The 14585-nt window shown below is 57.2% G+C and carries 13 protein-coding genes; 10 read left to right on the top strand and 3 right to left on the bottom strand.

The features are described 5' to 3' along the window. The first annotated feature begins 97 nt into the window (after nt 1-97). The 5 genes from ACMWJS_RS12810 (at nt 98) to ppnP (ending at nt 2735) form a co-directional block, all read left to right on the top strand. Complete coding sequence (locus ACMWJS_RS12810; protein ID WP_010428006.1) at nt 98-556, top strand: YaiI/YqxD family protein; 459 nt, start codon at nt 98-100, stop codon at nt 554-556. Nucleotides 557-700: 144 nt separating this feature from the next. After that, complete coding sequence (aroL, locus tag ACMWJS_RS12805; protein ID WP_045909805.1) at nt 701-1225, top strand: shikimate kinase AroL; 525 nt, start codon at nt 701-703, stop codon at nt 1223-1225. 44 nt (nt 1226-1269) lie between these two features. Beyond that, entirely contained in the window at nt 1270-1461 is a 192-nt protein-coding gene (gene yaiA / locus ACMWJS_RS12800; protein ID WP_023334675.1) for a protein YaiA, read from the top strand. A gap of 237 nt (nt 1462-1698) precedes the next feature. Then, the gene (locus ACMWJS_RS12795; RefSeq protein WP_045909804.1) at nt 1699-2376 is read left to right on the top strand and encodes an AroM family protein; all 678 of its coding nucleotides are present in this window, start codon (nt 1699-1701) and stop codon (nt 2374-2376) included. 71 nt (nt 2377-2447) lie between these two features. Continuing rightward, the gene (ppnP, locus tag ACMWJS_RS12790) at nt 2448-2735 is read left to right on the top strand and encodes a pyrimidine/purine nucleoside phosphorylase (protein WP_008503270.1); all 288 of its coding nucleotides are present in this window, start codon (nt 2448-2450) and stop codon (nt 2733-2735) included. 48 nt (nt 2736-2783) lie between these two features. Here the strand turns inward: ppnP and rdgC are convergent, their stop codons facing one another. Next, nucleotides 2784-3698 carry a recombination-associated protein RdgC gene (gene rdgC / locus ACMWJS_RS12785; protein ID WP_023310540.1) on the bottom strand — a complete coding sequence of 305 codons (915 nt, stop codon included), beginning with the start codon at nt 3696-3698 and terminating at the stop codon, nt 2784-2786. 123 nt (nt 3699-3821) lie between these two features. Here rdgC and mak point away from each other — a divergent pair, with 123 nt between their 5' ends. Further along, nucleotides 3822-4727, top strand: coding sequence for a fructokinase (mak, locus tag ACMWJS_RS12780; RefSeq protein WP_235400239.1), 906 nt, complete (start codon nt 3822-3824; stop codon nt 4725-4727). Between the two features lie 66 nt (nt 4728-4793). On the opposite strand, the gene sbcC is transcribed toward mak, so the two are convergent. After that, nucleotides 4794-7925, bottom strand: a complete 3132-nt coding sequence (gene sbcC, locus ACMWJS_RS12775; protein ID WP_414747156.1) for an exonuclease subunit SbcC — start codon at nt 7923-7925, stop codon at nt 4794-4796. Next, nucleotides 7922-9127 (bottom strand): exonuclease subunit SbcD, encoded by a 1206-nt coding sequence (gene sbcD / locus ACMWJS_RS12770; RefSeq protein WP_196345855.1) that lies wholly within the window; start codon nt 9125-9127, stop codon nt 7922-7924. The genes sbcC and sbcD overlap by 4 nt, the downstream gene beginning before the upstream one ends. Before the next feature lie 187 nt (nt 9128-9314). Between sbcD and phoB the strand changes: the two genes are divergently transcribed. From phoB to proY, 4 genes are all read left to right on the top strand, one after another. Beyond that, nucleotides 9315-10004 (top strand): phosphate response regulator transcription factor PhoB, encoded by a 690-nt coding sequence (phoB, locus tag ACMWJS_RS12765; protein WP_008503265.1) that lies wholly within the window; start codon nt 9315-9317, stop codon nt 10002-10004. Between the two features lie 21 nt (nt 10005-10025). Beyond that, nucleotides 10026-11321 (top strand): phosphate regulon sensor histidine kinase PhoR, encoded by a 1296-nt coding sequence (gene phoR, locus ACMWJS_RS12760; protein WP_045909799.1) that lies wholly within the window; start codon nt 10026-10028, stop codon nt 11319-11321. A 409-nt stretch (nt 11322-11730) separates the two neighbouring features. Further along, nucleotides 11731-13050, top strand: coding sequence for a branched-chain amino acid transporter carrier protein BrnQ (brnQ, locus tag ACMWJS_RS12755; RefSeq protein WP_045909798.1), 1320 nt, complete (start codon nt 11731-11733; stop codon nt 13048-13050). An 81-nt stretch (nt 13051-13131) separates the two neighbouring features. After that, entirely contained in the window at nt 13132-14505 is a 1374-nt protein-coding gene (proY, locus tag ACMWJS_RS12750; RefSeq protein ID WP_008503261.1) for a proline-specific permease ProY, read from the top strand. Nucleotides 14506-14585 lie beyond the last annotated feature (80 nt).

The following is a 14585-nucleotide window of genomic DNA, read 5'->3' as shown; positions in this document are numbered from 1 at the left end:
CACGATTCTCCGTCATTATGCGTTGTTTTCTCTGATTGATAGCTTAACAACGAAATGCAGGCGACAATAGTCGGCAGAGTTATTAAGGGGAGACAATATGGCGATTTGGGTTGATGCGGACGCGTGTCCGAATGTGATTAAAGAGATTTTATTTCGTGCCGCCGAGCGCGTTCAGATGCCGCTGACGCTGGTGGCGAACCAGAATATTCGCGTACCGCCTTCGCGCTTCATCCGCTCTTTACGCGTGCCGGCCGGGTTTGACGTAGCGGATAACGAAATTGTCCGCCTGTGCAGCGCGGAGGATCTGGTGATCACGGCGGATATTCCGCTGGCTGCCGAAGTGCTGGAGAAAGGGGCGGCGGCGCTCAATCCGCGCGGAGAGCGATACTCGCCGTCGACCATTCGCGAGAAGCTCACTATGCGCGATTTTATGGATACGATGCGGGCCAGTGGCGTGCAGACCGGTGGGCCGGATAGCCTGTCACAGCGCGATCGCCAGCAGTTTGCTGCCGAACTGGATAAATGGCTGCTGGAAGTGAAGCGCCGCACAGCGTAATGATAATTATTGTCACTTTGTGGTACAGTGTGGCCTCCACAGGGTTGTCATCCCGTACCGCTTTGCAGTAAAGTAATCGCAACATCTTCTGCAATTATTTCTTTACACTCTTCAGCCATCCGGCATCAAGGGGAACACCTGGCTATGACCCAACCCATCTTTTTAGTTGGCCCCCGCGGCTGTGGGAAAACCACCGTTGGCCTGGAGCTGGCACGCGTGTGTCATCGCCAGTTTGTGGATACCGACCACTGGCTGCAAACCGAGGCTGGAAAAACCATCGCTGAGATTGTTGAACAAGAGGGATGGGAAAGCTTTCGCGCGCGCGAAACGGCCACGCTGAAAGCGGTCACCACCCCGTCTGCGGTGATTGCGACCGGGGGTGGCATTGTTCTGGCGGAGTGTAACCGTCAGTTTATGCGCGAAAAAGGGATTGTGATTTACCTCAGCGCGCCGGTGTCGGCCCTGGTTGGGCGTCTGGAAGCCTTTCCGGAAGAGGGGCAACGTCCTGCGCTAACCTCCAGGCCTCTGAACGAAGAGGTGAGTGAAGTGCTGGCGGAACGCGATGCGCTATACCGCGAGGCGGCTCACCACGTGGTGGATGCGTCAGCCTCTCCCGAAGACGTTGTGATTCAGATTATTACCGCCCTGCGTTTGGCTTGTGCCAGCTAAGCGGCGTCTATACTTATAGCTCAGACATAAAAAAAGGATGAGCTATGCCAACCAGACCTCCCTATCCGCGTGAAGCGCGCATTGTTACCGTTGAAAAAGGCCATACGGGTCATACCGTGACCTGGTATCAACTGCGTGCCGATCACCCAAAACCGGACTCGCTGATCAGTGAACACGAGACTGAACAGGAAGCGCTGGATGCGAAACGGCGCTACGAAGATCCCGACATAACATGAATGTTTTCCTAAACGATCCAGGATCGTGCCTGAATCACACTTTTTACTCATCGTGAAAGTTAAGCAGGAGTTAATATTTAGTTATTACAAGTAACTCTGGTATCGGCAGGCGATCTTTACATTTCGATGTCGGGATCACCTGCTACGCTTGGTGCTGTTTTGTTGAAAAAATGAACTGTGCAGCGTAGTGAGCCTGTACCTGTGTGCACGATGTTGGAGTAATGGAAGGCGATAAAGATGAAGGCAACGTTGGCGATCCTCACCATTGGTGTGGTCCCTGTAAGCGAAGTGTTACCGCTCTTAACCGAGCATGTATCTGAACAACAGATAACGCATCTGAGCCTGCTGGGGAAGATGAGTCGGGAAGAGGTCATGGAGGACTACGCTGTCGAGGCGGGGGAGGATCCCCTGGCGACGTTATTAAGTGACGGTAAACTGGCGCATGTTTCACGCCAGAAAATCGAGCGCTCGCTGCAGGGCGTAATAGAAGTGCTCGATAATCAAGGTTATGACGTTATTTTGCTGATGAGCACGGCCCCCATTAAGGGGCTCATGGCGCGCAATGCGATTCTGCTGGAACCGATGCGCATCATTCCGCCGCTGGTGGCCTCCATCGTGGATGGTCATCAGGTGGGGGTGATTGTCCCCATTGAGGAGCTCATGGATAACCAGGAGGCAAAATGGCACGTGCTGGAAAAAGTGCCCTTGTACGCGCTGGCCAATCCGTTCTGGGACAGTGAGGCCAAACTCATTGCTGCCGGGAAGGAACTGCTGGAAAGAGGGGCTGATGTCCTGATTCTGGACTGCCTGGGTTTCCACCAGCATCATCGTGATTTGCTGCAAAAAGCGCTGGATGTGCCGGTGCTGTTATCCAACGTTCTGATGGCTCGCCTGGCCTCGGAACTGCTCATGTAATGATTTTGCGTGACAGGTGATGAGCATGGCCCCTATAGTGAATTTTTATCTAAAAATATAAGGGCCAGTTCATGCTTCAGAGTAACGAATACTTTTCCGGTAAAGTGAAATCCATTGGTTTTACCAGCAGCAGCACTGGCCGCGCCAGCGTTGGCGTAATGGCGGAAGGGGAATACACCTTTGGCACGGCGGAAGCGGAAGAGATGACGGTGGTCAGCGGCGCGCTGAACGTCCTGCTGCCGGGTGAAACGGAATGGAAAGTTTACGCTGCCGGGCAAGTTTTCAACGTCCCTGGCCACAGCGAATTTCATTTGCAGGTGGCTGAACCTACCTCTTATCTATGCCGCTACCTGAAATAAAAAATTAGCCGGGTGGCGCTAACGCTTACCCGGCCTACGTTTTACCCGTTATCTCTGCGCTTCGCCGCCAAGACCTTCCACCAGATTCTGAATCAACGCGGCCAGCTCGCCGGTCATCAGGATGAAGTCCGCGTCAAAACGCTGGGCGTAATCTTCCCGGTCGATATCTTCGTTCTGATCGCGCAGCTCGTCGCAGAACTTCAGACGCTTCACGGAGCCGTCGTCGCACATCACGAACTGGATGCGCTGCTGCCAGTCGAGCGCCAGCTTGGTGACCACTTTACCCGCTTCAATGTGTACGGCGATCTCGTCGCTGACCAGATCCTGCTTCTTCGCGCGGATCACGCCGCCATCTTCCAGCAGGGCTTTCAGCTCGGCTTCATCAAGGATCTGGAAACCCTGTGCCGCAGCACCGCTGCGTACCCATTCGGTCAGCGTTAACTCAATTGGCGTTTCCAGCGCCAGCGGAACGACCGGTAACGAGCCGATGCTTTTGCGCAGCAGGGCCAGCGTATCTTCTGCTTTCTTGGCGCTGGCGCAGTCCACCATGATCAGCCCGTTAACGGTGTCGATCCACATCATGGTCTGGCTGAAGCGGCTGAAGGCGCGCGGCAGCAGAGAGTGCAGCACTTCGTCTTTCAGCGAATCTTTTTCGGTCTTTTTCAGCTTGCGGCCCTGCTCGGCTTCCAGCTTGAAAATTTTCGCCTCGAGCGCCTGCTTAACCACCGGCGTGGGCAGAATCTTCTCTTCTTTACGGGCGCAGACGATGATTTGACCCGTGCTGCTGGCGTGGGTCAGTGCATCGCTTTGTGAACCCATTGGCGGAACCCAACCGGTTTTTGCCATATCCTGGCTACCGCAAGGGGAAAAGGTATAAGCGGCTAACTGTTTTTCCATCTCTTCTGCACGCAGCGAAACGTCGCGGCTGAGACGGTAAACCATCAAATTTTTGAACCACAGCATGATAATTTCCACGGCCTTGTCGTTAAATCAGCGGGCATGATAACGAATTGTCGCATCGCTTGCATTGCTAATCGGGATGCGTGCTTCTACTCTGTTGATAATCAAAATAATGAGGAGAGTCTTGTGCGTATTGGCATTGATTTGGGCGGCACCAAAACAGAAGTTATCGCACTAAGCGAGCAGGGGGAACAGCTGTTCCGCCACCGTCTGCCTACGCCGCGCGATGATTATCACCAGACGATCGAGACCATTGCCAGGCTGGTTGAGATGGCCGAGCAGGCCACAGGACAAACCGGCAGCGTCGGGATGGGGATCCCGGGGTCGATCTCGCCGTATACCGGCGTGGTTAAAAATGCTAACTCCACCTGGCTCAACGGTCAGCCGTTTGATAAAGATTTAAGCGCGCGCCTGAACCGGGAAGTGCGTCTGGCCAACGATGCCAACTGCCTCGCCGTCTCTGAGGCCATCGACGGTGCGGCGGCCGGTGCCCAGACCGTGTTTGCGGTGATCATCGGTACCGGCTGCGGTGCGGGCGTGGCGTTAGGCGGGCGTGCCCATATCGGCGGTAATGGCACGGCGGGCGAGTGGGGACACAACCCGCTGCCGTGGATGGATGAAGACGAACTCAAATACCGCACTGAAGTCCCGTGCTACTGCGGAAAACAGGGCTGTATTGAGACGTTTATCTCCGGTACCGGTTTTGCGACCGACTACCATCGCCTGAGCGGCCAACCGCTCAAGGGTAACGAGATCATGCGTCTGGTCGAAGCGCAGGACCCGGTGGCGGAGCTGGCGCTTAGCCGCTACGAAATGCGGCTGGCGAAATCGCTGGCCCACGTGGTGAATATTCTCGATCCTGATGTGATAGTGCTCGGCGGCGGCATGAGCAACGTCGATCGGCTGTACGCCACGGTGCCGAACCTGGTGAAGCAGTGGGTCTTCGGCGGCGAGTGTGAAACCCCGATCCGCAAAGCGCTGCACGGGGACTCCAGCGGCGTGCGCGGCGCGGCGTGGCTGTGGCCAGAATAAACGTTCATTCCCTCTCCCTGTGGGAGAGGGTCAGGGTGAGGGCATCAGACCGCACGCTCCCCCCATTCATTCCACCGCAAATACCTTATCCAGCTTGCTATACCCCAGCCCGTTAATCTTCTTCACTTTGATCTGCACCGGAATACGCTCTTTCATCGCCTCTACATGGCTGATCACGCCGATGGTTTTCCCGGTGGCGTTCAGCGCGTCGAGCGCATCCAGCGCGGTATCCAGCGTCTCACTGTCGAGCGTCCCGAACCCTTCATCCAGGAACAGCGAATCGATCCGCGTTTTATGACTCACCAGGTCGGAAAGCGCCAGCGCCAGCGCCAGGCTGACCAGGAAGCTCTCGCCGCCGGAGAGGGTACGGGTATCGCGGACCGCATCCGCCTGCCACGTATCCACCACTTCCAGCTCCAGCGCGTCACTGGCCTTACGCTGCAATAAATAACGCCCGTGCAGACGGTTAAGCTGCTGGTTAGCAAGCCAGACAAGATTGTCCAGCGTCAGCCCCTGGGCGAACTTACGGAACTTGTCACCGGTGCTGGAGCCGATCAGCGCGTTCAGGTACCCCCAGTCATCCGCCTGGCGCGCGGCCTCTTCAATTTGCTGCATCAACGCCAGCTGGTGCTGCCGGTTATCGCTGTCCTGCTTAAGCTGCTGGCGGATCTCGCCCTGATGCGTGGTGTTCTCGCGCAGCTGTTGCGCCAGCTGCTGCAGCTGGCTTTGCAGCGTGGGTACATCGGCGTTGAGCCCTTGCGGCCTCTGCGCCAGATGAGACTGCAGCTGTTGGTTCGCTTGCCCGCATAGCGCCGCGGCCTGCTGTATCTGGTTTTCCAGCGACTGCTTTCGCTGTTCGAGGTGGCGAATGGCATCATCATTCAGCAGGGCGGCAAGAAACGCGTCCTGGTCGGCAAAGCAGCTCGCCGAGAGCGCCGCGGTGAACTGCGTCTGCGACTGCTGCAGACGCTCTCGCTCCAGCGCTTCCTGCTGCTGTTGCGCGGTCAGCTGGCTTTGCAGCGACACGCACTCGTCGTGGATGGCGCGCCAGTTATCAGGAATAACCGGTTCGGCGTCTTCGCTGTTCGTTGCCGGAAGCGCGTCGAGCAGTGGCTTCAGGGCGTTTATACGTTCCTGAAGCACGCCGTGCTGCGTTTGTTTCTCCTGCCACTGCGCGAATTCAGCTTCACGGGCCTGAAGCCAGGCGGCTTCCTGACCCTCTTCAGGTGCGTTAAGTGAGAGCGCGAGCAGGGCATGCTCCAGCGCCTGCCGCGTAGCCGCCAGCTGCTGCTGATACTGCCGCTCCTGCGCTTCCTGTTCGCTCAGCTGGTTCTGCAGGGTCAGCCGCTGACTGAGCTGATAAAGCTGGCGCTCGTAATGTTCCTGTTCGTTCAGCCATGGCGCGATATCGTACTGAATATTCAAGGTAATGTTCAGGGACGTGCAGGCCGCCACCCACTCTTTAGTGAGCGCTTGCTCTTCCTGAGAAAGCGTTTGCGCGTCGTCTGTCTCGCGCTGGATCTGCTGAGTCAGGGCATTGACCTGTCCCAGCACCAGCAGGCCTTCCTCTTTAAGGGCGGCGACCTCTTTTTCCAGGGCATCACGGCGGCGCTGGTTATCCGTCAGCTCAAGCGACTGATATTGCTCAACGGCCGGATGTTCGCAGGAACCGCACAGCGGACAGGGTTTGCCCGCCTCAAGCTGGGAACGGTAATGCTCCAGCTTCTTAATTGTTGCTTCGGTTTCGCACAGGGCCTTCAGATCCAGATAGTGCTGGTTTTTCTCTTTGTACTGCTGGCGGCGCAGCGTCAGCGTTTCATTAAGCTTACTTTGTTCAGCCTGCGCCTTCTGCACGCTTTCACTGCTCTGGCGCAGGCGCTTTTGCAGCGGCTGATAGCGGACATGCAGCGACGTCAGCTGCTGGCGCAGCGTGCGTAACCGGGACTGCTGCTCCATGGCCGCGCTGACCTCATCCGCCGTCATCGTCAGCGCATTTTCCGGCATCGCAGCCAGCCTGTTGCGTAATTCACCTATCCGCGCAGCAAGCGAGGCTAACTGCGTTTTATCGCGGTTAAGCTGCGAGAACTGGGCACGCCAGCCTGCAATCTCCTGGCCTAACAGACGATAGCGCTCGTGCTCCGCCAGCCACTGCGCCAGCGCCGACAGTTCGGCCTGTCGCTGCTCGTGGTCACGCAGGGCGGTATTGCGGATACGCGAACGCAGCGCGGTTCTGGCCTGTAAGCGAGTATTTACTTCGATAATTCGCTGCTGGGTTTGCGTCAGGCGCGCGCTTTGCTCCTGCTGATGATCCCAAAGCGGCCGAAGCTGGGCGGCGGGGAGAGCAAGCTGCAGTTTTGCCAGTTCAGGCGCAGCGTCCGTCAGCGCCTGTTGCGCCAGCTGCTGCATCGCGGTGACGCGCTGTTGCTCGCGCACGAGCTCATCATGGCGCGTAAGCCACTGAAAATCTTTCTGTTGGTTTTGCTGCTGTTCCAGCAGGGTTTTCTCTTCGTCAGTAAGTGCCTGCAAACTTTGCTGTAACTGCTGCTGTTGTTCTTCGCTCAACAGCACGACGCCCGCCGCCTGCGCCTCGCACTTTTCAAGCACGCCGCGGGCGGCTTTGTGTTTCTCAAACACCATGGCGGAAATCTGACCGTAGATTTCGGTGCCGGTCAGCTCTTCCAGCAGCTCGGCGCGATCGCTCGGTTTGGCGTTGAGAAAGGCAGCAAACTGCCCCTGTGAAAGCAGCATGGAGCGGGTAAATCGCCCATAGTCCAGCCCGGTGAGCGCGGCGGTTTGCTCCAGTTTATCCGTCACTTTGTCGGCCAGGATTTTGCCATCTTCGCAGCGCGCCAGCTCCACGCGCGGCGCCTGAAGGTTCCCGTCCGGCTGGTTGCGCGCGCGGTTCTGGCTCCAGAAGGCGCGATAGGCAGTGCCTTTTACCTCGAACTCCACTTCCGCCAGACACTCGGCGGTGTCGCGCGTCATCAGGTCGTTTTGCGCCTGGGAGACCTTCTGCAGTCGCGGCGTTTCGTGATAAAGCGCCAGACAGATGGCGTCGAGCAGGGTGGTTTTACCTGCCCCGGTCGCACCGGTGATGGCAAACAGCCCGTTGCTGGCAAACGGCTCAGCGGTAAAATCAATTTTCCACTCGCCCTTGAGGGAGTTAAGATTTTTCAGTCGCAGGCTCAAAATTTTCACGCGTTTTCTTCCTCATCATTGAGCGCATGCAGGGTATGGCTGAACAGTTCGCTGAGCCTTGCGCGCTTCGCCTCGTCGATTTCCTCCTGCGAGAGTCTGCGTTCAAACACCTCTTCGACCCCCAGTTCACTGAGCGTTTCGCGTTGAGCGCTTAACAGGATTTTCTCGCGCTGCTCGCGGCTGCGGCGCACCAGCAAGACCTCAACCGGCAAATCTTCGGTCAGCGCCTGGATTTTTCGCTGCATATCGTGCAGGTAGTCGTCGGTGGTGATTTCGATGTCCAGCCAGATGGGGGGATCTTGCTCGACGCCGCGCCACTGCTCCAGCTGTGCGGTGATGGCATCGAGATCGCCTTTCAGCACCGCCAGCGGTTGAGTAACGGGCACCTCCAGCGTGTCGACGGCGCTGAGTTTTCCGTCGGAGAAGGTCACCAGATGTACGGATTTGGCTTTGCCCGTTTCGTCAAAGCTGAGCGAAAGGGGAGAGCCGCAGTAGCGGATGTGCTCGCAGCCGCCGACGATCTGCGCCCGGTGAATGTGTCCGAGCGCAATGTAGTCGGCGGGTGGGAAGTGCTGCGCCGGAAAGGCGTCCAGCGTGCCGATATAGATGTCACGCACGGCGTCACTTTTACTGGCCCCGACGGTGGTGAGGTGCCCGGTCGCAATCACCGGGATCGACTGGTCACCGCGCAGGGCACAGGCTTCGGCGTGCTGCTGGTGGTAATAGTCGGTGATGGCCTGCAATAAATGTTGCTGCTTTTCCGCGCCCGACAGCCCCGCCTGGCTTTGCACGATGTCGCGCGGACGTAAAAACGGTATCGGACACAGCACCGCTCCCGGCGACCCGTCGCGCTTTTTCAGGATCTGCGGGCCGTGCCCGGCGCTGGCGACGACGGTGGTATTGAGAAACGCCAGGATGTCGCGGGATTCATTCAGCGTTGCGACGGAATCATGGTTGCCGGCGACAATCACCAGATGACAGCCGGTTTGCTGCAGATTCACCACGAAGCGGTTATACAACTCGCGCGCATAGCTCGGCGGCGAGCCGGTATCAAAGATGTCACCCGCCACAATAATCGCGTCCACCTCGTGCGTCCGGGCCGTTTCCAGCAGCCAGCCCAGGAACGCTTCATGTTCAGCCGCACGGCTTTTGCTGTAAAAATTTTGACCCAGATGCCAGTCCGAGGTGTGAAGTATGCGCATAGCTGATCCGTGGCAAAAAAGAGAAAGCAGGATTATAAACGTTCAGAGAAGGGAAAATAACCGCTGTAATAAAACAACGGTTTGCCCGTTAACGTGGTACTGTTTTTCATAAATCTGTCATAAATCTGACGCATAATGGCGCCGAATTACAAACTTGTAACGTAAATAAGATAAGACAGGGCAAAGTATGGCGAGACGTATTCTGGTCGTAGAAGATGAAGCTCCAATTCGTGAAATGGTGTGCTTCGTGCTCGAACAAAATGGCTTCCAGCCGGTTGAAGCAGAAGATTATGACAGTGCAGTGAACCAGCTGAATGAACCCTGGCCCGATCTGATTCTGCTGGACTGGATGCTGCCCGGCGGCTCCGGACTGCAGTTTATCAAACACCTGAAGCGTGAAGCGCTGACACGCGATATACCGGTTGTGATGCTCACGGCGCGCGGAGAAGAAGAGGATCGCGTGCGTGGTCTGGAGACCGGCGCGGACGATTACATTACCAAACCGTTCTCCCCCAAAGAGCTGGTGGCCCGCATTAAAGCCGTAATGCGCCGTATTTCGCCGATGGCGGTGGAAGAGGTGATCGAAATGCAGGGGCTGAGCCTTGATCCGACGTCTCACCGCGTGATGACCGGTGAAAATCCCCTCGACATGGGGCCTACCGAATTTAAACTCCTGCACTTCTTTATGACCCACCCGGAGCGCGTGTACAGCCGCGAGCAGTTGCTGAATAACGTCTGGGGAACTAACGTGTATGTCGAAGACCGGACGGTTGACGTACATATCCGCCGCCTGCGAAAAGCACTGGAACTGAGCGGCCACGATCGCATGGTGCAGACGGTCCGCGGCACGGGTTATCGTTTTTCTACCCGTTTCTGAACAATGACAGGAGTGTGACGCGTGCTGGAACGTCTGTCATGGAAAAGGCTCGTCTTTGAACTGATCTTATGCTGTATTCCGGCCTTCATTCTGGGGGCCTTTCTTGGACACCTGCCGTGGTTTCTGCTGGCGTCGGTCACCGGGCTGCTCATCTGGCATTTCTGGAACCTGCTGCGCCTCTCCTGGTGGCTGTGGGTTGACCGAAGCATGACGCCGCCGCCGGGAAGCGGCAGCTGGGAGCCGCTGCTGTACGGTCTGCATCAGATGCAGATGCGTAATAAAAAGCGCCGCCGCGAGCTGGGAAGCCTGATTAAGCGTTTTCGCAGCGGTGCAGAGTCGCTGCCGGATGCCGTGATCCTGACGACCGAAGAAGGGACGATCTTCTGGTGTAACGGCCTGGCGCAGCAGCTGCTGGGCCTGCGCTGGCCGGATGACAATGGACAGAATATCCTCAACCTTCTGCGTTATCCCGAGTTCACGCTGTACCTGAAAAAGCGTGATTTCACCCGTCCGCACAATCTCAAGCTCAATAATGGTCGCCATCTGGAGATCCGCGTGATGCCCTACAGCGATAAGCAGTGGCTGATGGTGGCGCGCGATGTCACCCAGATGCACCAGCTGGAAGGGGCGCGTCGTAACTTCTTCGCCAACGTCAGCCACGAACTGCGAACCCCGTTGACCGTGCTGCAGGGCTACCTGGAGATGATGCAGGAGCAAACGCTGGAAGGTGCGCCGCGTGAAAAAGCGCTGCACACCATGCGCGAGCAAACGCACCGGATGGAAGGCCTGGTGAAGCAGCTGCTGACGCTCTCGAAGATTGAAGCGGCGCCAACGCTCGCGCTGAATGACACCATTGATGTCCCGATGATGCTGCGGGTCGTGGAGCGTGAAGCGCAGACGTTAAGCCACAAAAAGCATCACCTGACCTTTGACGTCGACAACACGCTGAAGGTATTAGGCAGCGAAGATGAGCTGCGCAGCGCCATTTCCAACCTGGTGTATAACGCGGTGAATCATACGCCGGAAGGGACGGATATCGTGGTGCGCTGGCACCATACCCCAACGGGGGCCGAGTTTAGCGTGGAGGACAACGGGCCGGGGATCGCGCCGGAGCATATTCCGCGTCTGACCGAGCGCTTCTACCGTGTGGATAAAGCGCGATCGCGCCAGACGGGCGGAAGTGGCCTCGGGCTGGCGATTGTGAAACACGCGGTCAACCACCATGAAAGCCGTCTCGATATTCAGAGTACCCTGGGTAAAGGAACCCGCTTCAGCTTCGTTATCCCGGAACGATTAATTGCCAAAAAGATCGCCTGACGGCGGGCGTGTCATTTTACCTTTCCACGGGTCAGCCATCGCTGGCCCGTTTGCTTTGCAGTCAAGCGAAACGCGGATGAATTTTATACGGCTGGCTGTTTTTTGTTCGCATGATTAGCCATGGGTTTTTCTTATAAACAGCGTATTGTGCTGGTGCGTATTTTCATGCTGGCATATTGTTCTGGTTTTACGATCCCACCTTGCCTTTAAACGTTATAAGCGTTTAAATTGCGCCCCAGATACTGTCAGACCGACTGTATTTGCGTGGTAAATCGAAAAACTATTCTTCTCCACGCCAGGACGGGAGCATTTCCCGCTGAAATTGAGCAAATTTTCGGCTGTATCGTCCCGTCAGGGATATCGAAAATCTCAATGTTTTCAACACCACATCCACAGGCAGTAAGGTTTTATGACCCATCACTTAAAATCGCGTGACATCATCGCGCTGGGCTTTATGACATTTGCGCTGTTCGTTGGCGCAGGCAACATCATTTTCCCTCCAATGGTTGGCTTACAGGCGGGTGAACACGTCTGGACCGCCGCGTTTGGTTTCCTGATTACTGCCGTGGGTCTGCCGGTACTGACCGTCATCGCGCTGGCGAAAGTCGGTGGCGGTGTGGATAGCCTCAGCTCCCCGATCGGCAAAGTGGCAGGCGTTCTGCTGGCAACCGTCTGCTATCTGGCCGTAGGGCCGCTGTTTGCCACCCCGCGTACCGCGACCGTTTCCTTCGAAGTGGGGATTGCTCCCCTGACCGGTGACGGCGCGATGCCGCTGTTCATCTACAGCCTGATCTACTTCGCTATCGTGATTCTGGTTTCCCTCTATCCTGGCAAGCTGCTGGATACCGTGGGTAACTTCCTGGCTCCGCTGAAAATTGTGGCGCTGATTGTTCTGGCGGTAGCGGCCATCGTCTGGCCCGCCGGCCCGATTAGCGACGCGATGGACGCCTATAAAAACGCCGCGTTTTCTAACGGCTTCGTGAACGGCTACCTGACGATGGATACGCTGGGCGCGATGGTGTTTGGTATCGTTATCGTTAACGCCGCGCGTTCCCGCGGTGTGACCGAAGCGCGTCTGCTGACCCGCTATACCATCTGGGCCGGTCTGATGGCTGGCGTAGGGCTGACGCTGCTGTATCTGGCGCTGTTCCGTCTGGGCTCCGATAGTGCCATGCTGGTCGATCAGAACGCCAACGGTGCGGCTATCCTGCACGCCTACGTTCAGCACACCTTCGGTGGTGCGGGCAGTATGCTGCTGGCGGCGCTCATCTTCCTGGCCTGTCTGGTTACCGCCGTTGGCCTGACCTGCGCCTGTGCTGAGTTCTTTGCGCAGTATCTGCCGCTCTCTTACCGTACCCTGGTGTTTATCCTTGGTATCTTCTCCATGGCGGTGTCCAACCTCGGTCTGAGCCACCTGATTCAGGTCTCTATTCCGGTACTGACGGCGATTTATCCGCCGTGCATCGTGCTGGTGGTGCTGAGCTTCACCCGCCCGTGGTGGAACAACTCCTCACGAATTATTGCGCCAGCCATGTTTATCAGCCTGATTTTTGGTATCCTTGACGGGATTAAAGCATCAGCGTTCGCGGAAGTTCTGCCAGCCTGGACACAGCGTCTGCCGCTGTCCGAGCAGGGTCTGGCCTGGCTGATGCCTACCGTTGTTGCGCTGGTTCTGGCGATTATCTGGGACCGTGCCGCAGGGCGTCAGGTCGCATCGAACGCCCATTAATCAACGGCAACAAACTGTTTAACCACGGGGCTTAAGGCCCCGTGGTTTTTTGTTTTTTTCGTGTTGAATGGCAAGATTTAAATGGAAAGCACTAACAAACTTAAACGTGGATTGAGCACGCGCCACATCCGCTTTATGGCGCTGGGCTCGGCTATCGGCACCGGTCTTTTTTATGGCTCGGCAGATGCCATCAAAATGGCCGGTCCCAGCGTGCTGCTGGCGTACATCATCGGCGGCGTGGCGGCGTATATCATCATGCGCGCCCTCGGCGAAATGTCGGTTCACAACCCCTCCGCCAGCTCATTCTCCCGCTACGCGCAGGAAAACCTCGGCCCGCTGGCCGGGTTTATCACCGGCTGGACCTACTGCTTCGAAATCCTGATTGTGGCGATTGCCGACGTGACGGCATTTGGCATCTACATGGGCGTCTGGTTCCCGGCGGTACCGCACTGGATTTGGGTGCTGAGCGTGGTGCTGATCATTTGCGCCGTCAACCTGATGAGCGTGAAGGTGTTCGGCGAGCTGGAGTTCTGGTTCTCCTTCTTCAAGGTCGCCACCATCATCATCATGATTGTGGCCGGTTTCGGGATTATCATCTGGGGGATTGGCAACGGCGGGCAGCCGACCGGGATCCACAACCTCTGGAGTAACGGTGGCTTCTTCAGCAACGGCTGGCTCGGGATGGTGATGTCGCTGCAGATGGTGATGTTCGCCTACGGCGGTATCGAGATTATCGGTATCACCGCCGGGGAAGCGAAAGACCCGGAGAAATCCATTCCGCGCGCCATCAACTCGGTGCCGATGCGTATTCTGGTGTTTTATGTGGGTACGCTGTTCGTGATCATGTCCATCTACCCGTGGAACCAGGTAGGCACCAACGGTAGCCCGTTTGTCCTGACCTTCCAGCATATGGGCATTGCGTTTGCGGCCAGCATTCTCAACTTTGTGGTGCTGACCGCGTCGCTTTCGGCGATCAACAGCGACGTCTTTGGCGTGGGCCGTATGCTGCACGGCATGGCGGAGCAGGGCAGTGCGCCGAAGGTGTTCGCCAAAACCTCACGCCGCGGCACGCCGTGGGTGACCGTCGTGGTGATGACCGTGGCGCTGCTGTTCTCGGTTTACCTGAACTACATCATGCCGGAGAACGTCTTCCTGGTGATTGCGTCCCTGGCAACCTTCGCGACGGTGTGGGTGTGGATCATGATCCTGCTGTCGCAGATTGCCTTCCGCCGTCGCCTGTCACCGGATGAGGCGAAAGCGCTGAAGTTCAAAGTACCGGGCGGCGTTGCGACCACCGTCGTGGGGCTGATCTTCCTGGTGTTTATCATTGGCCTGATTGGCTACCATCCGGACACCCGCATTTCGCTCTACGTGGGCTGCGCGTGGATCGTGCTGCTGCTGGTGGGCTGGGTGTTTAAATGCCGCCGCGACCGTCAGCTGGCGGAAGCGCAGTAACATCCTTATCCCCTCTCCCTGTGGGAGAGGGTTAGGGTGAGGGCATCAGGCCGCACTGATGCCTCCTCCCCCGTCCTCCT

It is taken from the genome of Enterobacter sp. HK-058-C-ECC (assembly GCF_047531125.1).
In the GTDB taxonomy this organism is placed as follows: domain Bacteria; phylum Pseudomonadota; class Gammaproteobacteria; order Enterobacterales; family Enterobacteriaceae; genus Enterobacter; species Enterobacter quasiroggenkampii.
This window is presented reverse-complemented; position numbering and strand designations above follow the sequence as displayed.